Below are 22,003 nucleotides of genomic sequence, written 5' to 3'. Positions count from 1 at the left end.
AGATTATGAAGGGTTAATACTTCTTTTTGATTTTGATAATATCACCATCTTTCAAAGACTGAGTCCCTTCATAAATGATTAAATCTCCTTTTTTAAGACCACTTTCTACCATATAAGAGTCTCTTAAGGTAGTTCCGATCTTAATATTGGTCATTTTCACTTTATTCTGTTTATCTACTACAAAAACATAGGTCTTATCCTGAATGGAAAAGGTAGATTTTTGTGGAATAAGGATCGCATTATTCTGTTGCTCTGAAATGATAAGTTTCCCGGAAGTACCGTGTTTGATCAAACGGTCCGGATTCGGGAAAAGCACTTTATAACGAATAGAACCTGTGGTTCTGTCGATTTCCCCTTCGGCTGTTTTCAAAGCTCCGTTGAACTGGTAATTAACTCCGTTGGGAAGTGTTAGCTCAATCTTCTGATGACTTCCGATCTTATCATTAGCTAAAAGCTCAAAATATAAGTTTTCAGGAATAGAGAAATAGGCATACACTTCATTCAATTGGGAAAGTGTGGTCAATAGGGTTCCATTTTCCACCAAACTTCCGTCTTTATGGGGAATGACATCAATTACTCCGTCAAAAGGTGCTGTAATTCTTGTAAAGCTTATTTTCTGAAGAACCGTTCTCTTTTCTGCATCGGCAAATGCATGTTTTGCTTTGGCAGAAGACAGTTTTGCCTTTACCATTTCCAACTCATTGTTAGCCACAAATTTTTTGGCATGCAGACTCTGAATCTGTTTCAATTCCACCTCTGCAATGCGAACGTCTGCCTCAGTCTGCTTTAACGCCGCATTGGCTTTCAGGAGTTCCATCTGAAGTTCGGCATCATTGATTTTGAATAAAGCCTGTCCCTGATGGACAAACTGTCCCTCATTTACATAAATATGCTGTATAATACCTCCGATTCTTGAACGCATTTCTACATTTTTTTTAGCCTGGATATCGGTCACAAACTGGTTGCTCACCAATGTATCTTTTTCTTTGATTTCCAGTACGGGAACTTCTTTATCTTTCTGATTATTTTTTTCTTTGTCTTTACTGCATGACACAGCGAATAATGTTGCCATAAGGCAAATTATTACAGTTTTAAAATACATTTTTAAATGTTTAAGTTATAAAATTTCCGTTAAAATGATTTGGTATTCAGAAACTTAAACCTAGTACAACTGGAGGAGATGGAGAAAAGATTTAACTCCACAAATAATAGAAATTGCGATTTCAGGAAGCGTAACTTTTGGAATAACTTTTAAAATTCCTGAAAAATCTGCAATGGCAGGATCATTTTTTTTAACCGAATGTTTTACAATTTTGGCAGCTGCAGGCAATGCATGCGTATTCATATCTGCTTCTTCGTAAACATCCAGAACATGAATGTTTGTTACAGGAGGAACATGAGGGATATTTCTCAATGATTTTTCTGCCCAATTCGAATTGAAAAGGGAAAAAACCAGTATGATATAGAATAAGAAAAATGACCTCAGACTTGCCATGTCAACCAGAACACATTAGTTTTTCAGTAAAAAACGATAATCTGGCAAAATTAGTGATTTTTACTGGGAAATCCAGCCATTGAACTGTTAAAAAAACTTAAACAATAGAGGAATAATTCTACTCATTCATTCGTATTGGGATTCCTACGGAATGACAAATAGAACGCGAAGTTTATTCATGCAGTCTGTCATTCCGAAGGAATCAAACTTCTAAAATTCTGAATGAAAAATGGCACTAGGTTTTGGCTAAAGCCAGATGAATTTTGGTTTATTATTAACGGGGTAAAGCCCGTTTCTATTGAATATCTAGAACAATTTGCTGAGAACTCTGAAACGATAATCAAAGATATGTTCCAGTTTCTTTCTGATGAAAAGGTGGTGAGCAATTTCACCTAAAAATCCCATAGGAAGTTCATAATCTATGGTATCTCTCATCAGAACACCTTCTTCATTGGGAATAAATTCATGATGGTGATTCCAGAGTTTGTATGGCCCTTTTCTCTGAAAATCAATGAAATTTTTCTGGAAATCAACATGGGTGATTTCGGTCTGCCACTTCATTTTAATACCGAATAATGGAGAAACATAATAATCGATGATCATTCCTTCATAAATTTCATCATCTTCCATTTCCGTTAATACAATAAAGCCCATATCCTTCGGCGTAATTTCTGAAAGATTATTGGCTGAGGAAAAGAACTTCCAGGCTGTTTCTATATCACAATTGAGCTGTTGTTCACGGAAAAGGGTATGTTTCATAAAGCAAAATCAGTTAACAGGATTGTTATGAAAACAAAGGTATAACAAAGGTTTAATTATAGATCCACATCAGTACCGGTTTTTCTGATTTTTGAATCATCGGATCAATTTCCTTCATAGCGTTGTTGGAAATAGTGGGACAACCCCAACCTTCAGGAGATCCGTTAGGGAAAGTTTCAGTATCACTCATCAGATTCCAGGAATGAAAGACAATAAATCTTTTTAAAGCATTACTGTTGGTTTCTTCAAGGCCGTGCATCAGGTATTTTATATTGATTCCCCAGTCGCTGTAGCCTCTTCCTTCCAATTTATACTTCCCTAAAGATGAAAGATGGCTTCCGTCTTCATTGCTGAAGCCCGGATTGGCTTTAGAATTATCTTTACTCCAGGAATTGGAACCGCACCCATGCCCTACCAGATATTTTTTTGAGATTTTATTATTTTTAAAATCCCAGACAAAAAAACGGTTAACGCCTGAATGAAGGCTCATATCAATGAGAATACAGAAATCTTTGCTAAGATTCTTTGAAGCACAGAATTTTAAGGCTTCTTCTGCCTTTAATTTTATTTTAGAAAAATCAGTTTCAGGTTTCTTTTCTTCGACTACTGATGTTTCTACTGTTCTTATTGAATTATTTTTCCTCTCCTGAGAACATGAGCAGATCCAAAAGATGGCGAAAAACCAAAAAATCCTTTTCATATTTTATTTATAATGCTGAAAGATTCCGAAATCAGAAGGTGTCCAAAGTGCAGCTTTCTGTCCTGCAGCTTTCAAAGCGTTATTTGACCAGGTATTGCAGGTATACAGAAAGCTGTAAGTTCCTTTTGCATCATAAAAGGCATCGTTATCGCTGTAAACAGCATTGGTAGGGATCAACATGAAATTTCCGTTCTGATCTCTGTCAAATTTATCTTCCACATATTTCACCAGATTTTCGTACTGACTTCTGCTGATCATGATCATTTTACAGTCATTCCCTTCTTTCATTGTATTATAATAAGTACAGTGCATAGCAGAATCACTTAGCCAGAATGCTGCTTTTATAGCTGTTGAAAATTTCAGGTCTGCCCAGGTAGGTGTATCAAGATAGAAACCTTTATCTCCCCATCCTATTCCTATATACTGATAGTCTGTTTTTTTTGATTTTGTATTGGCAAAAGGAATTTTCTGGCTCCAGTCCTGCAAATCATTTTTCACAGGCATTACAATATCGGTATGCACCCCGTTGGTATAAATATAGATGGGAATTTCTTTCTTTTGTCCGTCATCTTTTGCAGAAACGGGAATATAGGGAATCAACAACCCAAGGATCACATAAATAATCACAATTCCTACAATAATTCCTACCACTTTCAGGAGATACATTAATATCGTTTTCACAGTCATGTTTTTTAATAAAATTTAATCTTTAATTTTTAGTAAAAGTATTTGTTTTAATCGAAAAATTAACTATATTTAGTTACGAAATATTCACAAATATGCGTAAAAATACTAAATCCCAAAAAAGGTTTAAAGTAAGAGTAAAAACTGCTCCTAAAAGAATACAAAAAAGACGTTGATTTTCGGTGAGATTTTGATCTCCTGAAAATCAATTTTTCTTTATAGGAAAAGCTTTTTAAGAAACTTATTGATGTAAATCTTCACCTCCTTAAAGCGAAAAATTTAAGGAATGGTCAACTATCAGCTCTGGTTTGGAACTTCAAAAAATTCCAAAAGAGGGATTGTCACCAAAAGTTTAAAGAAAAATCAGTCAGAAGGTTTCTGCAAAAACTCAATATTTCTTTTGAGTCCTGCAAATTTGGTTCTTTTCACAGGAGATTTTCTGAAGATTTCCGAGAAAATTTCCTGGGTAAGTTCTTTCCATTCTCCTTTTTTGAAGTTTTTCAGTGCTTCATTGGGTTGGAAACGGCTCTGTTTATTAGGCGCTGAGAATCTGTTCCAGGGACAAACATCCTGACAGATATCACATCCGAACATCCAGTCTTCCATTTTATCTTTAAAATAATCCGGAATTTCATTTTTGAGTTCTATGGTTGCATAAGAAATGCAGCGGCTTCCATCTATAATTTTTTCAGAAACGATGGCATCCGTGGGACAGGCATCTATACATTTCCTGCAGCTTCCGCAATGATCTGTGGTTGCATGATCGGGAATAAGCTCCAGGTCACAGATAATTTCTGCCAGAAAATAAAAAGAACCGCTTTGCTTGGTGATGAGATTGGCATTTTTCCCTACCCAGCCTATTCCTGATTTTTTGGCCCAGGCTCTTTCTAAAACCGGTGCAGAATCTACAAAAACCCGGAATCCGAACTCTCCTATTTCTTCCTGAAGTTCGGCAACCATTTCACGGAGAATTTCTTTAATTACTTCATGATAATCTTCTGCGTAGGCATATTTTGAGATTTTAAAATTCTCCAGAATGGATATTTTTTCTTCAGGAAAATAATTATAAGAAAGTGAAATCACAGATTTTGAACCTTCCACCAGAAGCCTCGGATCAAGTCTTTTGTCGAAATGATTTTCCATATACTTCATTTCGCCGTTAAAATTATTTTTCAGCCATTTTTCAAGATGAGGAGCGTCTTCTTCCAGAAAATCAGCTTTGGAAATGCCACAATTCTGAAATCCAAAACTTTTTGCTTTGGACTTGATCAGTTGGGAATATTTTTCGGCACCGGCATTCATTAATTTCACACTGCAAAATTAAGATTATTTTATCAATCTTCTGATTTTGGAGTAAGTTCGCAGTACAACTGGTTTCTTTTCTGAAAAATTATGTTTTCATTAGGATTTTTTTCAAAAAAAAATTACGTAATTTCGTTTATAATTTAATATTTAAACCAACAACTATGTCTTTAATAGAAGTAATACAATCCGGAAACTATGAATTAATCGACGTTCGTGAGCCAATGGAGCTTGAAATGGACGGTAATATAGACGGTGCTAAGAATATTCCTCTAGGTGAAGTAGAAGACAGACAGGATGAAATTCTATCTGTTGAAAAACCAGTAATTTTATTCTGCAGAAGTGGAAACAGAAGCGGAAAAGCATTGGATTATCTTAACGCTCAGGGATTAAAGGACGGCTATAACGGCGGAGGCTGGGCTGATCTAAAGGCTGTACTGGAAGCAAATCAGGGAACTTTTTAAAAGTTCCTTTTTTTATATCTTTATTTCTATGAATCTGAAAAATCAATTTGAACAGCTTTGCTCTTCGTTTACAGAAGATCCTCAACTCATCCGTGATCTGTGGAAGGAGATTGAAACTAAATATTCTGAAAAAGGAAGATACTATCATAATCTTCTTCATCTTGAAAACATGTTGAATGAACTTGAATATGTAAAAAGTAATATCTCAGATGTGACAGCGATTTCTTTTTCTGTATTCTACCATGACATTATCTATGATGCTTCTTCAAAATCCAATGAAGAGAAAAGTGCTGCCAAGGCAGAAAAAAGACTTACCGAACTTCATATCAATCAAGATAAAATTTCATTAATTTCTGCACAGATTCTGGCTACAAAATCTCACCAACGCTCTGATGATGAGGATACCAATTATCTTCTGGATGCTGACCTTTCTGTATTGGGCAAAGATTTTAAAACTTATTCAGAATATACTCAGAATATTAGAAAAGAGTATTCCATTTATCCTGACTTCCTTTATAAACCGGGACGAAAAAAAGTGCTTAAGCATTTTCTCGAGCTAGAGAGTATCTTTAAAACAGAGTATTTTAAGGAAAAATATGAGGTTCAGGCAAAGGAAAACATTGCAGCAGAACTTCAATTACTGTAATTTTTTAAGCTTTCACATTAGAATTTTCACATAAAAATAAGACACCCTGATTACAAGGTGTCTTATTTCTATATTTTATAGGTTCAGATTAAAAATATTTACCAATAAATTCTGCTGCTTTCTCCAATACAAGCTCTGGAGATTCTTTATGTGGTGTATGTCCTATTCCGGGAATGATGTATTTTTCCGCACTTCCACTCACCTGAGTAATCGTTTTTTCTACCTGATCCAATGTACCATATTCATCAGCTTCTCCCTGAACAAATAATAATGGAGCAGTAATATTTTTTAAGAGATATTCAATATTCCAGGTTCTGTAATCTTCACGCGTCCAGGTCTCTGTCCAGGCCTTGAAAAGCATTTCTACTTTATCGCCATGATATTTCTGTAAACGTTCAGGAAGATTGGTCGTTTTGTAAGCTTCCCAGGCATCATAAACCCCTTTTAAAGTTACCTCTTCTACAAAAATATGACCTGCTTCACAAATGACAGCTTCTACTCTTTCAGGATATTTCGCAGCGGTGATCAAAGCTATTGTTCCCCCATCACTGTGCCCGAACAGAATCACCTTATCAATATTTATTTCAGTCAATACATCATTCAAAAGATCTGCTTCCAGCTCCATATAATTTACCGGTCTTATATGAGTAGACATTGGATATGATTTCCCATAACCTAAACGGTCATAAGCCAAAGTATTACAATGTGTGGCTTCGGATAGTTTGGCTGGAAAATCTCTCCAAAGCTGTACTGAACCTAATGAATCATGCAGAAAAACAATAGTAGGTCTGTCTTGAAATTGATTATTGTGTTCAATATATAATTTTTGTCCCTTTACATCAATTATTCTTCCTTCCATCAAATAAAATTATATTAAAAAACAGGCATTTTTGTTGCTTCAAATTCTTTTAAAAGGTGACTGAAAACAGTTTCCACCGGAAGAATCTCGTCAATTAAAGCAGAAACCTGGCCTATTTCCAGCTCGCCATCTTCCATATCTCCTTCAAACATTCCACGCTTTGCTCTGGCTCTTCCTAATGAAGCAATCAATGCTTCTTTATCTCTTCCATTCACGTAGATATCTTCCAGTTCTTTGAAGAATTTATTTTTAACCATTCTCACAGGTGCCAGTTCTTTCAAAGTAAGATGCGTATCTCCTTCCTGTAATTCTGTAATTTTCTTTTTCCAGTTTTCATGGGCACTTGCTTCAGTTGTTGCAGCAAAACGGGAACCAATCTGTACACCATCTGCACCAAGAATCATAGCAGCCTTCATCTGTGAACCTAAAGCAATTCCTCCGGCAGCAATTAACGGCTTGGAAATATGTTTTTTAACATTAGGAATAAGACAGAATGTTGTTGTCTCATCTCTTCCGTTGTGGCCTCCGGCTTCAAAACCTTCTGCAACAATGGCATCTACTCCGGCATCTTCACATTTTACAGCAAATTTGGTGGATGAAACGACGTGAGCTACTTTTATTCCTTCTTTCTGAAGGGTTTCCGTATAGGTTTTCGGGTTACCGGCTGACGTAAATACAATTTTCACTCCTTCTTCAAGAATAATCTGAATAATTTCCTCAATATTAGGATATAACATCGGTACATTTACCCCGAATGGTTTATCTGTTGCCTGTTTACATTTCTGGATATTTTCTCTCAGGATATCAGGATACATACTTCCCGCTCCTATTATTCCTAATCCCCCACAGTTGGAAACTGCAGAAGCAAGTCTCCATCCCGAATGCCAGATCATCCCTGCCTGAATAATCGGGTATTTAATATTAAAAAGGTGTGAAATTCTATTTTGTGTTCCCTCCATGTCATGAAGTTTTTTTGCAGCGTTAAAATCTATAAAATTGCTCATGTGTAAAAATAATAAAAACAACGGTTTTCCGGGGAAAATATGTCAATATTTTCTATCATTGCCTTTCATTCTTTAAAACTACTAATCATAAAAAAACCTTCAGAAATTCTGAAGGTTTTGATTTTATTTTGTCATGGATTGTTTCTTCCAGTTAGACTTAAAGTTACAACTGTCGTAACGTCCGTCAATTGAAATAAAGGTTGTCGGCAACTTAGAGTTGACAAACTTTTCAACCATTTCACTTTTCTTTTTATTCAGCGCCATCTGCTTGATTCTGCTGAAGTCTGTTTCCAGGGTAATCTGGTGAGAAGGAATCACATCTTCAACTTTGATGATCTTGATTTGTTTTCTCTTGTTTTCTTCGTCTTCAAAAGCAGTAGTGATATCACCTTTGTTTAATCCTGCTAATTCATAACTGATTGTTCCAGGGATACTTTCTCTTTCAATTTTATCAGAACCGTCTGCTCCAGGAATAATTCCTGCATTGAATTTTGTTCTTTTATCGTCTGAGTATTTAAAAGCAGCATCTTTAAACGTCATTTTACCATCAACGATAAGACCTCTGATACTGTCTAATTTAGCTTTTGCAGTTTTAATTTCGTCATCAGTAGGAACAGCTTTCAACAAGATGTGTCTTGCATCATATACTTTACCTGATCTTTTCACTAACTGAATAATATGGAATCCGAATTCAGATTCAATAGGGTCTGAAATTTCATTTTCCTGAAGGTTCAATGCAGCAGCTTCGAATGGCTTCACCATCTGCCCTTTATTGATATTTTTATATAATCCTCCATTAGCAGCAGATCCTTCATCTTCAGAATAAATTCTTGCCTGGCTTTCAAAAGTCTCACCTCCGATAATATCCTGTTTGATTTTTTTCAACCTGTTGATAAGTTCTTGTTTGTGAGCTTCCGTAAGTGACGGGTAGATCATAATCTGAGCTAAAGTAACTTCATCTTTTACCTGTGGCAGCTGTGTTTTATACATATTGTAAAAATCAGTTACCTCATTAGGAGTTACGTCCGCTTTATCAGTTATTCTCTGGTACTTTGCCTGTCCGTAATATTGGTCAATATCTATTTTTTCAATAGCATTTTTCAGTTCATAAGCATTTCTGAACTTATAGGCTGCAAGCATTGTTTTTTCATCCGGAAATTGAGAAAGCATCTGACGGTATTTTGCATTTGCCTGTTCTTTTATTGCTGCAGAACGATTTTCAATTAAGGTATCTTTTTTTGCTTCGTATACAAGAAGCTTATTGCTGATAAGATTTTCCAGGAACTCACATTTGTCTGTGTTGGCAGCTCCCTGTTGTTTACCATAATTCATCTGCTCCAGGACATCAGATTCCAATACAATCTCATCCCCGATAACAGCGGCAATACCATCCACCAAATCTCCTTGTTTTAGCTGGGCATTCATCATATTTGAAGAGAATATCATGATGAAAATCCCAAGAAGAAAAGTGATTTTTAGTTTATTTGTCATTTTACTATTTTAACAAGTTGCAAATTTAGAATTCTTAACGAATTTCACTCAATTTTTTATTATAAATATTTCTTAAAAAGACTTATTTACTGCAGTTCAACATCAAATGTTGTTAATTCTTTGAATTGTCTCAATCTGCTGAACATATCCGCTTCGTTTACTTCTTCTATTCTTTCTGTTCCGAATTTCTCTACTGTGAATGAAGCCATTGCAGATCCTACGATAAGGGCAGACTTCATCGTTTCGAAATCAATTTTCCCTTTTTTAGCAAGGTATGCAGCAAATCCTCCTGCAAAAGTATCTCCAGCTCCTGTCGGATCAAAAACATCTTCTAACGGAAGTGCCGGAATAGCAAATACTTTATTGTCGTGGAATAGTAAAGCTCCGTGCTCTCCTTTTTTGATAATTACATATTCAGGACCCATTGTGTGGATCTTTTTAGCTGCTTTTACTAAAGAATATTCTCCTGAAAGCTGTCTTGCTTCTTCGTCATTGATGGTAATCACGTCTGTTTTTGCAATCATATCCATTAAGATATCCCATGCAGAATCCATCCAGAAATTCATGGTATCAAGAATAACCAGTTTAGGACGGTTGTTCATTTTTTCAAGTACAGATAACTGAACTCCAGGGTGTAGGTTTCCAAGTAACAAAATTTCGGCATCCTGCATTGAATCCGGGATTTTCGGATCAAAATTTTCCAACACATTTACTTCTGTAGCCAAAGTATCTCTTGTATTCAGATCGTTGTGGTATTTTCCAGACCAGAAGAATGTTTTTCCTTCTTTCACGATTTCAATTCCTTCGATATTTACATCTCTGTCTGTGAACATATCAAGATGTTCCTGTGGAAAGTCTCCTCCTACTACAGAAACAATTCCGGATTTAACGCCTAAAATTGATGAAGTGATTCCGATATACGTGGCTGCACCTCCTAAAATTTTGTCCGTTTTACCAAATGGTGTTTCAATTGCATCAAATGCAACACTTCCTACAACTAAAAGTTTCATATATTTTTCAATGTATATTAAAAGTAATTATTTTTTCCATTCAAAAGTGTCCAGCAGATGTTTCATATCATTTTTGATATAGTTTACTGCAGGAGCAAGAGAGTCCGGTTTCGGTCTCGTATTAAAGTATAAGTAAGCAGTCACGAAGTGTTTCGTACTGTCTGTAATGTAAAACTGAAGGTTGGAAGCACTCTGTCCTTTCAATTCATAGAAGTTCCCGTAGACTTTCTTTTCAGGGTATTCGAAGGATTTCGTATCTATGGAACTGGCTTTGATGGTATGCTCATATACCATTTTCTCGGCTTCCTTGATATGGTCAGCAAAGTCGTTCTGTATCGGATAATAGGTAACGAAAAGCTTCGCTTTCATTTTCGGATAGTTCAGATAGAACCAGCAAGGTTTTTTAGCTGGTGCAATCGAAGCAAAGTCCGAATATTCAAAGGTATACGCACAATCGTTTTCAAACTTTTGGTATTTCGGTGCCGGATATTCAAGACGCAATTCTCCATAAGGTTTTGGTGAAGGGTCTTTTCCACATGAAATTAAAAGCAGCGATACAAAAATAAAAATGACTTTTTTAATCATTTTGCAAAAGTACAAATTAGATTTTAGATTTCGGAAGACAAATTTCAGTCTTTCAGAGAGTTTTGAATGTAATTTTCCAGAGGCTTCGGAAACGATTTTTCATGAGAGCCTTCAACGTCTGTAATCAGGTATTGATTCTCAGTGATAAAATCATTCCATATCTTCTCAGAAGTAACCTCAACATTCCAGATTTCAATGCTTAAATTCTTATGGGTCAGTTTATGAGTAACCGTTTTTGATCCCGTAATATAAGTTTCCATATCAGCAGGAATCGCTGTGGGAAATTCAAATAATTTCTTCCAGATAAAGTCATCTGCTCTCTGGCGGATCAGAAATTGTCCGTTTCTGTGAACAAAATAATAAGTCAACGCAAGATCTTCTGCTTTTACTTTTTTTGTTTTAACGGGATAATATGAAATTTTCTGCATAGAAAATGCAAGACAGTCTTTATTCACAGGACATTCTTCACACAGTGGATTTTTGGGTTTACAGATTTCTGAACCAATATCCATCATAGCCTGATTAAAATCTCCGACATTTTCCGGCATTACCAAAGCAGCCAGCTCAGAAAAATACGTAAATGCTCTTGAATTTGAAATATCAAAATCATCGGCAAAAAGACGACTCAGAACACGGTAGAAATTCCCGTCAACCGCTGGCATTCTTCCACCGAAACAGATACTCGAAACAGCTGCAGCAGTATATTTTCCAACTCCTTTTAATTTTAAAATTTCTTCATACTGATCTGGAAAGACGCCCTGATAATCACTCATAATCTGCTGAGCAGCTTTATGAATATTGATGGCTCTTGAATAATAGCCTAATCCTTTCCAATATAATAAAACTTCATTTTCTTCAGCTTCTGCCAATGTTTTTACATCGGGAAATCTTTTAATAAAATTATTATAATGGTTTAATCCCTGATTGATCCTTGTCTGCTGAAATACAATTTCACAGATCCAGATTTTGTACGGATCTTTTGTCTGTCTGAAGGGCAGATCTCTTGCGTTATTTTTATACCATTCCAGGATTTTGATGCCAATATGCAAAAAATCTGAGGCTGTTTTATTTTTTCCCAAAAACCAATCTTGTTTTAAATCATTGAAAAGATAATTTTCTCTTCATCCTGAACATTGTTTCTATACTGCAAAGATAAGTTTATTTTATTTTTCCTGTTTTTGATGTTGAAGGAGTTTTTTGTGAATCCGTTATTGTATAAATTTATTTTTCTGCTCTTATCTCTTCCTACTACTTGCGTATGAAAAAAAAAATAATCATGAAGGTAAAAAGGACTTAATCAGTTGCTAATCATATTTCATCTATTCTAAATTATTTTTTCTTTAGCTCCTGCTGTTCCGAAGAAATATCCCAGGTAGTATTAGAATTAAGTTTATATTTATTTATATTAATATGACAACATCCTATAATACTTTGTGTTGTAATTGTTTTGTTTGCTACATCAATATTTTCTGCTAAAATTCCATGTTGTAAAGGGAAAGTTTCTACAGCAGAAAAATTTCCATTTTTATCTTGGAGATAATATTCATATAACTTTTCCACACCGCCCTGATCCCAAACAATTGCAAAATCTTCTAAATCGTCAAAATTAAAATCTTTTACAAAAAAGTTGGTACACGGCAAATCTTGATAAGACGTCCATGAATTTGGTTCATAATGAATCTCCTGTGATTTACCATTCTTTTTATTTGTTACAATAATCCACGCTGAAGTTGGATATTTTTGTTCCTTCTCATTTTTATATTCTTCGGCTTCTAAAATAAATTTATACTTATTTGACAGGTTTTTGAACTCACATGATTTAGCTGTTGAAAGATCTGTTTTATTTGCAGGCTTTCCCTTTTGTTGTGAAACATGAATGCTTCTATTAATAATTTCCGCGGCAAACTCTCTAAAAGAATCTTGCGCATCAGGCATAAGATTGCTTAGAATGTTTTCATTCTTTCCTTCAATAGTTATTTTTTCAATTTCTTTATTTTTATCGTAAGAAAAAAGATAATTTTCATAATAGCTATCTGATAGCTTCTCGTCAGTATGCATTTCTACTTTGAATTTAACTTTTATTGAAGTATCATCATTCTGTAGAATATTTTCAGCAGTATAAGTCAATGCACAACCGGAACCACAACTAATAACAAAAGATTTATTAATTTCTACATTTGTCTTTTGAGAATTTGAAATGTTTTGTGTTTGTTTTGAGTTATCTTCTTTACAGCTGAGGGAAAATAGGGATATTAGAATTAAAAAGGGTTTCATCATGTATAGAAATGTCAATATTTTACCGTTTTTGGATCATATTTCTCAAATTTAATTATACCAAAATCTTTAGATGAATAAGTTATACTATTATCTTGGTTAGAATCAGGATATGTTGTTGAAAATCCTAATTTATGCAAATAAATAGAATTGTTTTTTTTATCAAAAATGAATGTTGTGTATTTATCCTGTATGGGTTGTGAGGAAATGTTTTCTTCAATAGTAAAAAAATTATTTTTAATTGTTAAGTTTTGAAATCCTTCTGCATAAGAACTATGATTGAATGAGTTTATAATTTTATTATTATGATATTCTTTAAATTCTCCTTTTTTGTTATAAATCAATACATAAACGCTTGAAAATCTGTTTTCTGTATTTGAATTTTTAGGTGAAATTATAAGAATCTTGTCTTTTATATTATCCATATTTAGATCACATTCTTTACTTAGGATCAGGCTGTCAGCAGTATTAAACATAATCCTCTGATCTTTGTTGGTAGTATGATTTATTTCTTTTTTAGGAAAACTGGAATTCACTTCAACAAAATCAAAATTATATTCTTTTAGTCTATCATTTTTTCTCCTTTCTTCATTTGGATCCCAATAATTTTCTCTAAGTATGATTTTTTTGTCATTAATAATAATTTTATCCGTGAAGGACTCTTCGGTTGTTGATGTTAAACAAAATGTTTTTGGTTCTTCATCTAGTTTTGTTACATATAATGCAGGGAAAAAATCAGCAGATTCATTTTGTGTTACATTTTGATATAAAACAAATTCTTGTTTATCAAAAGAAATTTCAGTGTATATTATATTTTCTTTTTTTATACTTGTAGACGATTCCTTATTTTGAGTAGAATTTTCTTTACAACTCCAAAAGGCGTGGAATGATAATATTAAAAGAATTAAAAAAGGTTTCATCATTAGTTGAAGCTTTATGGATTAATCTTAAGGCGCTCTTACTTTATCAAAATCGCTTCCATACCACACCATTTCTTCTAAATAAGGTAAATTATAATATTTGTTTTTTTTGAAATTATTAGTTAGTTTAGCCCAGATTTGATCATGATATGCAACATTACAAAAACCTAAAATATACCCCTCTTGTCCATTATTCCATTTTCCAGGATTATTTTTCCAGTATTTCTTAAACAATGGATCTGTGGTATTTGCAGCATATCCAATTATTCTAAATAAGTCTTCTTCCCTCCATTCTGTACTCTCATTATCATAAAAATTAATAATAAGTTGGGTTACATATTTCGATAATGACATGGAGTATGAATTATTACTATTAGTTGTGTTTTTTTGTATATAATCTAGAATATCAGTATTAATTATTAATTTTCCCGATTTGTCTTTTGTGAAAATTAATTCATTGGTAATCTTATCTGGAGTTGCAATATTATCATTAAGAAAATTAATATTTAAGATAGCTTTCTTACCATCATTGTTATTAAGATTAACTGCTTTTCCTATATCAAGTGAAAAGTTGCCAAGCTGAGGATTTAAGAATATATCAACTTTACGGTCTGTTTTTTTTATTTTAAAATTATATGCATTGTTCTCTTCGGTATTGTTGATTACTTCATTTTTTCCTAAGAACTTTATATTGTTATTATTAGCATAATAGACAAGAAATAGGTGTCCATTTTCTAAAAAATTATCTATTAAAATAATTTTTTCATCATTGCTGCTTCCAAATAAAAAAGTTTCATATCCAAGATCACTTGAATTATTCAGTTTATCAATGTAATTTTGATTATTATAGGTAAATAGGATCGAATTTTTATCAAAAGAAATTGATAAGTTTTTATTTTTATCAACACACTTATTTGAACTATACTTTTCACCAGTACAGTCTACTGGTTCTTGTTTAAAATCAATAGAATATAATGTTGTGAGATTATCTATCTTTTCTTGTTTAGGGTTATTTCCCTTACATGATAATAGATTAAAGAAAAATAATAGTATAAATAGATTTGTTAAATTTTTCATATTACTTACCTGCTGTTTTATCTTGTTTTTTTCTTTCTGTTTCCGAAAGCTGAGTCTCATTCTTATAATTAACATAGAAAGCTGGATTATAACGTTCGGAATATCCAGATGGATTTTGAGCACTTCTTATTTCAAAATGAAGGTGTGGCCCTTTAGTGCCAGTTGCTCCAGTATCGCCAGTTTTTCCTAATCTTTTTGTTTTATAATTTTCAATTGCAATTTCTTCATTTTGTGAGACATTTAGCTCACTTAAATGTGCGTACATCAAATAAACATCTTTACTTTCTGTAATTCCTTCATATTCGTCAAAATCACCATATCCTTCTATATCATATTTGTTTTTATCATAAGTTCTTTTCGATTTTACATAGTATGGTTCGTAAGCTTGACGTTGTTTTTTAAATATTTCTAAATATTGAGAATCTACTTTTAAAACTAAACCTTTTCCGTATCCAGTTCCAGGAGACAAGCTAACTACTTTGCCAGGTAGGCATGCATATACGGGAGTTCCCTTTTCTGCAAACAAATCAATGCCATGATGAGGCCTTTTTCCATTGTCACTTCCAGGCATATCTGTTCTTACTCTTCCGAAAGCAGATCGCCATGGTCGTTTTAATCCACCGAACGTATATATAGTAATCTGGGGATTCTCTAATGGGTTGTTCCAGATAGCATTTTTATCATCATCAGTTTTATTTTGTGGCTTAACTTCCGGACATTTATCAACTTCAAAAACTACTTTAGTTATTTTATAATGATCCTTTCTTTTCTTTCTTGAATTGGTATTTCTATTTATAATATTAACAATCAAATCTACAACATCATCATCTTTTAATTTTCCTGTTTCATCTGCCTTATCAAACATATCCTCTTTATACCAATCTGCCATACCTGTTAAGGCTGCCTCTTTTGGAGTATAGTCTCTATCAATTCCATCACTTATTTTAATATTCTCAGATGAGGCAAATTTATCAATCCTTTTTTGAATTTCGCCATATGTAGTTCTACCTGTTATTTGGAGCAGTCCTCTTCCTCTATAATTCCAAGTGTCTTCAGCAGATTTGTTACCTAACTCTGGCCGATTTCCATATGCTATTTCTGCAATTTTCTTTTGGTTCGCTACATATCCATTCCTTGAGCTTCTTCCGTACTCATAGGCTAGATCATTTGGAACTGTTTTAGAATTATCATCTGTTGGATTTCCATGTTTATCAACTGCTCTTCCTTGAGCATTTCTTTTTCTAAATGCTTTAAACTGAATTGGTAATGCTTCTGCTGAGTAATTTAATCCTTCTCCATGTATTGCACCCGATAAATCTAGCCCAGATTCTTCAATCGATTGAGCAAAAAAATGAGCTTTCCGTGCACAAGTATCTAATTTATAGATCTTTTTGTATTTGTTTAAAGTTTCTGCAAGTTCAGATAATAAAGTTTTATCTTTAACCTCTGAATATATCCTTTGTAATTGTTCAACAGTTATATCTTTTTCACAATTAGGACACTTTCCATCAGTTGGCTTCTCCGGTTCTGGCTGCTTCTGCACCCCCACCGCACTCTTCACCTTCTCCACTTCCATCAGCCCTTCCGAATTTACCCCAAATTTCTGAGATTCCGCAGAAAGATCTTTGGAGATAATTTCTATAAAATAGTTTTGTGTATAGGAGTCCGGACCGCCGGTACGAGAGCCTGTTCCTTTTTGAAAAATATCTTTGGTAATGATAAATCCTGAAGTGTCACATATATCTGCGGGTATTTTAATCATTCTGCTTCGGTAGACTTCATCGTGGAATACCGAATCAGATTCCCAGATGACATATTGGATGTGTTTTCCCACCATATTTTTGGAGTGGATTCTTACCCTTACTTTATCACCTACAGCGACTTTGGAAAGCTCTTTTCCTGTATCATCTATGAAAACAGCTTCTATAATATTGCCTTTGGGATCCGGCTGTTTGAGACCACCTCCTTGTCCGGCCGGGAATTTTGGGGTGTGTTTCTCAGGTTGCGGCTTGGGTTTAGGCTGATTTTGGGGCTGTCCTTTATAATCCGGATTGGCCACATCTACATTCACCTGGCTGGCTCCCTGAATTTTCCCGGAGTAGGTGGCTGTAATATAATATTCATGATTCGCACCTTCATTCCTGTCACCTTTCATCAGAAACTGATTGGCCATATGACGAAGGATTTTTTCATCAGACATCAGAGGTATTGACACTTCTGCAATCCCTTTTTCATTGACGCGAGCCTTATAGCTGCGGGTGTGACGGTTGTTTTTGTTAATACTGGCATCGTGGCCTTTTCCAGGAGCGTCATCTTCCCAAAGATGAAACTCAATCTCTTTATTAAACATCGCGATGCAGTGAGCCTGCGCAATAAGAGTATCATGATAACTGGCTGTATTGAAATCTTTTACTCCTCTGTTGAAGAGTACTACTTTATCGATCTTTGGAACCTTGTTGCTGACAGGAATAATTATAAGGCTGCCAGCCAGTTCTCTGGTAGAGGGAAGACCAGGTAAAATACCTTTTTTAATCTCATAGACTTTCATTTGAAACTCTATTCCCAGTGCTATTTCCCCAAAGTTGTACGTTACCTTTTCACCGGTCTTGGGCTTTCCGGTGATATCTTTCCAGCTTCCGTTCTTTTGTTTCTTAAAAAGATACCATTCATAGTCTCCATTCAGTATAAATGAAAGTCCTGAAGGTTTTATTTCGTAGGAACATGTTGTTCCAACCCGAGGATTCTGATCCCCGGCAATATTCCCTGTCATGGCTGATAGAATTTAACGAACTTCCAGTCGGAAGCTATTGAGACAGGTACTACTTTTCAGATTAAATGGTTGGAGAGGATGTAGGATTATATCCTCATACAGGCTTACATTTTTTTTCATCGTGTTTTTGTGTTGGTTCAAAAACAAAAATAAAAAAAATCATAATACAGTGATATAAAAAGTTTGAATTTAAAGTTAATTTTTCTCAACAGAATATACGGGAGCAGCTTTCAACCATTGGTACTTAAGATTTCTGTCTTTGGCTATAAAACGGTATCCTTCAAGCTTTTTCAGATACACATACATAGAATCCGTATTTTTGATCTTTAGTTTGTATTGAGATAAAAACATCATTGGCATTTCTACCGTAGAATCCCTTACTGTTTTCAATACTTTTCCTGATTTTACTTTATAAAGAAAGAAAGATTTTCCACGGCCTTTGGAACTGTCTGCTAATTTTACCTCTGAACTTGCAAGTACGAGTTCACTGCCATCAAAACATTCATCTCTATTCATGATGTATGCTTTTCCTTCCTGACGTTCCTGTGCGAAAAGATCATTTTCGTAAGTGCCTGGACTTTGGTATTTTTTTTCACAACTTATCAAAAGGATGATTAACATAAAGGGCAATCCAATAATAAGTGTTTTATTCATATTTAATTTCATAGGTGTTGGTTGAAAAAAAACCGATGTAATATTGCATCGGTTTTTGTTATATAAAGTACGTTTATGCTACTCCTGAGTGTATTCTGCATCCCATTCGTTACCATCATCTCCTTTGTGTCCATCCAGTTTAATAACGAAACTTTTTGTAGGGAAATAAGGGGTCATACGGATATCCAGCCATACTCTGTCTTTGTTTACTCTATCCTGCTCGAAACGAACAATTTTGAATTTCTCGATCAACTTGTCCGGTCCTTTGATATTGTCAAGGAACGTTACAATCTGTCTTCTCAAATCGTCTTCGTTTTTAGCATTCCAGTTTTCGAAAGCTCTTCTGTTAAGGAAGTCAAGTAATACCTTGGTTACATAGTCGAATACACGAACTACGGAATACGTCTGAAGACCAATATTGTCTCCTGTAAATAAGGTCTTCGCCGAGAAAGCCATAATTTTTCCATATTCGTTAACCATTGGTACAAGACCCATTTTTTCCAATTGAGAAATTTCACTTTTTTTCAATTCGAATTTTACAGCGTCTACTTCGTTGATGTTACCGTGCTTTTTACCTGCTGCTACCTGAGACATCAGTGTTTTGTGGATCTTTCCTGCTAATGAAGTGGAAGGTGGAAGTTCTACGTTTTCTTCTTCCCCTACTTCTTCAGCTTTACCACGTCCTACCAGCCAGTTACACGTCATAATAACGTTACTTCTGTGAAGCTCACCTCCTGTAAGGTTTGCAGAGTGAAATAAATCTACCACATCATCCGGTTTATCAAGGTTGGCGAAGTCTGTAACCATCATTACTTTGTTTTCGTTACAGATTTTTGCCCATTTCTCAATGACCTTATTTGATCCTAAATATCCTGGTATTGCAAGGATTGAATAGTTATCTCTAAGATCAAGACGGTCGTAATAGTTTTTGAATTCTTCTGAGATCGCATCAATGAACAAAGGATTATCCAGATCAGAAACCTGATCAAGGCTTGCATTGACGATACTTACGTTGTCCACTTTATCCAATTCTGTATTTTTGTAGAATTGTGCTACTGTTCTGTAGTTGGTTTCCAACATACGAACAGCGTCCAGTGTATTTTTTAAGTTTGTTTTTAGGTTTTGGTCGGCCTGTTGTGCTTTACTCTTGCAAGTATCGGCCATTTTATCTGCAGATTCGCTACCTTCTAAAAGGTTTACCCAAAGATTGATCTTCTGAAGAAGTTCTTTTCTTTCGTCGGATTTATTGCTGTCGTTCAGGAAGATTTCTTTTCTTGCCTTTCTTGTTGGGTTCATATTGGCAATACCGTCTACAACGGATTCAACAAAGCCAAATCCTCCCATTTTATTGAGCTCTGCAAGCGGGTTACCCTTCGGCTGCCCTGCGTGTTGCTGCTGCCCCTGCTGCTGGCTTTCTTGTGCCTGTAATTTGCTATCCATGATTTAATGTAAGTCTTTAATTATTTTTCAAGTTCTTGTGCCACTTCTTTCAATACTTCTATGAACGCTGCTCTTGTCTGATCGTTCTCCAGCATATTGCGTAGAATTTTGTTTGTTTTCAGCTGACGTACGATTTTATTGTACTGCTCCTGTTCCATGCTCAATTGCTGCAGATAATCTGACTTCTGAGTAAGGCTTTTAGGGGTAAAGTCTCCAAGGTTTTGAAAACGGAATTCCTCTTCTACCATTCCACCATCTTCTGTTTCGTGTTGTACCGATACTGAAGGCTGAAAATGTTTGAAAACGTCTTCCACTGTTTTTAATCCTGTTACGATTTCAGGGGTATAAGACTCGTCTGTTGTAAGTTGGCTTACTATCAGTGATTTATTTTCCTGTATTTCCTGAATAGCTTCATTAGCGTCTACTTTTACCTCGTTTCCGCCAACACCATAATTAAACATTGCCATATTATTGTTATTTTGAGATTTACTATTTTGGTTTGGATCTGTCTTTGAATAATTTACCGATGAATCAAATAAATTACCAATCCAATGTTTAAATTTAAAAAAAAACTGTAACATACAAAATTTTACTAAGATTTTTCTTGAATCATCTAAATCTATTTACATTTATTCAACATAAAATCACCATATTACGATATCACTAAGCTATGAAAAAATAAATAAAGTCTTCCAAGAAAAATAAAATAAAATTTTTGTTCACTCTACTCTTTTATAAAGATACCTGATGAATGTTAAAATGAGAATTCCTAAAATTTCACAAAAAAATATTCTTTATATTTAAACAAAGTGAACAGTGTCATGAAAGATGTAAAAATAGCGTTCAGAAAACCGATATTTCCAGTTTCAGAAGCATTACAACAATATTTGGAAAAATATAACAGAACTACCAAGATTAAGTTTCTGTATGAAGACCTTTTAAGGTTTAGTGACAGTGTGAGAATTCTGGATAAAGATGGCAAAGACACTTTATGGCTTGGGGTGCTGTATTCTGAATATGAGTTTAAAGAAATAGAGGCCAATTTAAATAAAATTTATACCCTTCTTCATTCTGATGGAGATACCGCTACTTTACCCTACCTGAAAGTGGACACCATCGACTTTTGTACTTTCGGAAATTCTAAACCTTTCAGAATTAGGGTGAGAAATGTACTGAATGATAATTATACTTATTTTTATATTAAACAGGCCGATGCTTCCCGGATATTCGGATTGGAGCTTGAAGATCTGCTTTCTCCTAACCGGATTAATTTTCTGGTGTATAAAAATACTTTGATAGAGGAACATATTTTAGGAATTCCCGGAGATGTTTTTATTCAGAAACATTTATCCAACTGTTCAGATCTTGAAAAGGCGCAGATTTCCAAAGAATTTGTGAAATTTAATGAGCGTTGTCTCATTGGACTTCTTGGTGACATGCGTTCTTATAATTATGTGGTGATTCCCATCCATGATTTCGACCAGGTTATTTACAGAATCCGCCCTATCGATTTTGACCAGCAAACGTATGAGGGAAATCTGAAAGTTTATCTTCCACAGTATTTCAAAGAAAACAATCAAATGGTGACCATGGTATTGGAAAAACTGAAGCCAAGTTCTATAGAGCAATACCGCAAGGAGGTACGTTCACAAATTGTAAAAAGAGTAACCAGCAGTCAAAACAGATTTGATGAACTCATTTCTATTATGAAAAAAGACAATCTTGCACCAGAAGCCAATGTCATAGAACTAAGGACCGCTCTACAAAAACTTACCTACGATATCAATTTCAAGTATTGTAAAACGATGGGAGACATAATGGAAACCGGAATAAAGTTTGTTCTCCGGAATTATAAGAAAGAATATTAAA

General features: G+C 34.5%; 22 protein-coding genes. 3 read left to right on the top strand and 19 right to left on the bottom strand.

Annotated elements, in window-relative coordinates:
- Nucleotides 1-13 precede the first annotated feature (13 nt).
- The 6 genes from BUE84_RS05600 to queG all read right to left on the bottom strand — a co-directional run bounded on the left by BUE84_RS05600 (nt 14) and on the right by queG (nt 4,940).
- Nucleotides 14-1,102: an efflux RND transporter periplasmic adaptor subunit gene (locus BUE84_RS05600; RefSeq protein WP_079240833.1), complete on the bottom strand. Its 1,089-nt coding sequence runs from the start codon at nt 1,100-1,102 to the stop codon at nt 14-16.
- A 60-nt stretch (nt 1,103-1,162) separates the two neighbouring features.
- On the bottom strand, nt 1,163-1,414 hold the full coding sequence (locus tag BUE84_RS05595) for a hypothetical protein (RefSeq protein ID WP_145953215.1): 252 nt from the start codon (nt 1,412-1,414) through the stop codon (nt 1,163-1,165).
- Between the two features lie 387 nt (nt 1,415-1,801).
- A complete protein-coding gene (locus BUE84_RS05590) occupies nt 1,802-2,254 on the bottom strand; it encodes an SRPBCC family protein (protein ID WP_079240831.1) in 453 nt (150 codons plus the stop codon).
- 52 nt (nt 2,255-2,306) lie between these two features.
- Entirely contained in the window at nt 2,307-2,954 is a 648-nt protein-coding gene (locus tag BUE84_RS05585) for a murein L,D-transpeptidase catalytic domain-containing protein (RefSeq protein WP_079240830.1), read from the bottom strand.
- Nucleotides 2,955-2,957: 3 nt separating this feature from the next.
- A complete protein-coding gene (locus tag BUE84_RS05580; protein WP_079240829.1) occupies nt 2,958-3,641 on the bottom strand; it encodes a TIGR02117 family protein in 684 nt (227 codons plus the stop codon).
- A 360-nt stretch (nt 3,642-4,001) separates the two neighbouring features.
- Nucleotides 4,002-4,940, bottom strand: coding sequence for a tRNA epoxyqueuosine(34) reductase QueG (gene queG, locus BUE84_RS05575; RefSeq protein WP_079240828.1), 939 nt, complete (start codon nt 4,938-4,940; stop codon nt 4,002-4,004).
- A gap of 164 nt (nt 4,941-5,104) precedes the next feature.
- Between queG and BUE84_RS05570 the strand changes: the two genes are divergently transcribed.
- On the top strand, nt 5,105-5,404 hold the full coding sequence (locus tag BUE84_RS05570) for a rhodanese-like domain-containing protein (RefSeq protein WP_034692125.1): 300 nt from the start codon (nt 5,105-5,107) through the stop codon (nt 5,402-5,404).
- Nucleotides 5,405-5,432: 28 nt separating this feature from the next.
- Nucleotides 5,433-6,050 (top strand): hypothetical protein, encoded by a 618-nt coding sequence (locus BUE84_RS05565; protein WP_079240827.1) that lies wholly within the window; start codon nt 5,433-5,435, stop codon nt 6,048-6,050.
- Nucleotides 6,051-6,138: 88 nt separating this feature from the next.
- Here BUE84_RS05565 and BUE84_RS05560 read toward each other — a convergent pair whose 3' ends face one another.
- The 13 genes from BUE84_RS05560 to BUE84_RS05500 form a co-directional block, all read right to left on the bottom strand.
- Entirely contained in the window at nt 6,139-6,909 is a 771-nt protein-coding gene (locus BUE84_RS05560) for an alpha/beta fold hydrolase (RefSeq protein ID WP_079240826.1), read from the bottom strand.
- Nucleotides 6,910-6,923: 14 nt separating this feature from the next.
- Nucleotides 6,924-7,913: an NAD(P)H-dependent flavin oxidoreductase gene (locus tag BUE84_RS05555; RefSeq protein ID WP_238594367.1), complete on the bottom strand. Its 990-nt coding sequence runs from the start codon at nt 7,911-7,913 to the stop codon at nt 6,924-6,926.
- Between the two features lie 123 nt (nt 7,914-8,036).
- On the bottom strand, nt 8,037-9,404 hold the full coding sequence (locus BUE84_RS05550) for a peptidylprolyl isomerase (protein WP_079240825.1): 1,368 nt from the start codon (nt 9,402-9,404) through the stop codon (nt 8,037-8,039).
- 86 nt (nt 9,405-9,490) lie between these two features.
- The gene (locus BUE84_RS05545; protein ID WP_079240824.1) at nt 9,491-10,414 is read right to left on the bottom strand and encodes a PfkB family carbohydrate kinase; all 924 of its coding nucleotides are present in this window, start codon (nt 10,412-10,414) and stop codon (nt 9,491-9,493) included.
- Nucleotides 10,415-10,441: 27 nt separating this feature from the next.
- Nucleotides 10,442-10,999, bottom strand: a complete 558-nt coding sequence (gldD, locus tag BUE84_RS05540; RefSeq protein ID WP_034692119.1) for a gliding motility lipoprotein GldD — start codon at nt 10,997-10,999, stop codon at nt 10,442-10,444.
- Nucleotides 11,000-11,043: 44 nt separating this feature from the next.
- On the bottom strand, nt 11,044-12,078 hold the full coding sequence (gene mutY / locus BUE84_RS05535) for an A/G-specific adenine glycosylase (protein WP_079240823.1): 1,035 nt from the start codon (nt 12,076-12,078) through the stop codon (nt 11,044-11,046).
- A 250-nt stretch (nt 12,079-12,328) separates the two neighbouring features.
- Nucleotides 12,329-13,276 carry an XAC2610-related protein gene (locus BUE84_RS05530; RefSeq protein WP_145953214.1) on the bottom strand — a complete coding sequence of 316 codons (948 nt, stop codon included), beginning with the start codon at nt 13,274-13,276 and terminating at the stop codon, nt 12,329-12,331.
- Between the two features lie 11 nt (nt 13,277-13,287).
- Nucleotides 13,288-14,196: a hypothetical protein gene (locus BUE84_RS05525; RefSeq protein WP_145953213.1), complete on the bottom strand. Its 909-nt coding sequence runs from the start codon at nt 14,194-14,196 to the stop codon at nt 13,288-13,290.
- A 24-nt stretch (nt 14,197-14,220) separates the two neighbouring features.
- Nucleotides 14,221-15,270, bottom strand: coding sequence for a hypothetical protein (locus BUE84_RS05520; protein WP_145953212.1), 1,050 nt, complete (start codon nt 15,268-15,270; stop codon nt 14,221-14,223).
- A gap of 1 nt (nt 15,271) precedes the next feature.
- Complete coding sequence (locus tag BUE84_RS05515; protein WP_079240819.1) at nt 15,272-18,040, bottom strand: peptidoglycan DD-metalloendopeptidase family protein; 2,769 nt, start codon at nt 18,038-18,040, stop codon at nt 15,272-15,274.
- Between the two features lie 195 nt (nt 18,041-18,235).
- Entirely contained in the window at nt 18,236-18,694 is a 459-nt protein-coding gene (locus BUE84_RS05510) for a hypothetical protein (RefSeq protein ID WP_238594366.1), read from the bottom strand.
- A 78-nt stretch (nt 18,695-18,772) separates the two neighbouring features.
- Entirely contained in the window at nt 18,773-20,134 is a 1,362-nt protein-coding gene (locus tag BUE84_RS05505; RefSeq protein WP_034692114.1) for a DUF5458 family protein, read from the bottom strand.
- A gap of 20 nt (nt 20,135-20,154) precedes the next feature.
- The gene (locus tag BUE84_RS05500) at nt 20,155-20,601 is read right to left on the bottom strand and encodes a type VI secretion system contractile sheath small subunit (protein ID WP_034692320.1); all 447 of its coding nucleotides are present in this window, start codon (nt 20,599-20,601) and stop codon (nt 20,155-20,157) included.
- 354 nt (nt 20,602-20,955) lie between these two features.
- Here BUE84_RS05500 and BUE84_RS05495 point away from each other — a divergent pair, with 354 nt between their 5' ends.
- Nucleotides 20,956-22,002, top strand: coding sequence for a hypothetical protein (locus tag BUE84_RS05495; RefSeq protein ID WP_079240816.1), 1,047 nt, complete (start codon nt 20,956-20,958; stop codon nt 22,000-22,002).
- The last annotated feature ends 1 nt before the right edge of the window (nt 22,003 follow it).

The organism is Chryseobacterium indologenes, assembly GCF_002025665.1.
GTDB lineage: Bacteria > Bacteroidota > Bacteroidia > Flavobacteriales > Weeksellaceae > Chryseobacterium > Chryseobacterium metallicongregator.
This window is presented reverse-complemented; position numbering and strand designations above follow the sequence as displayed.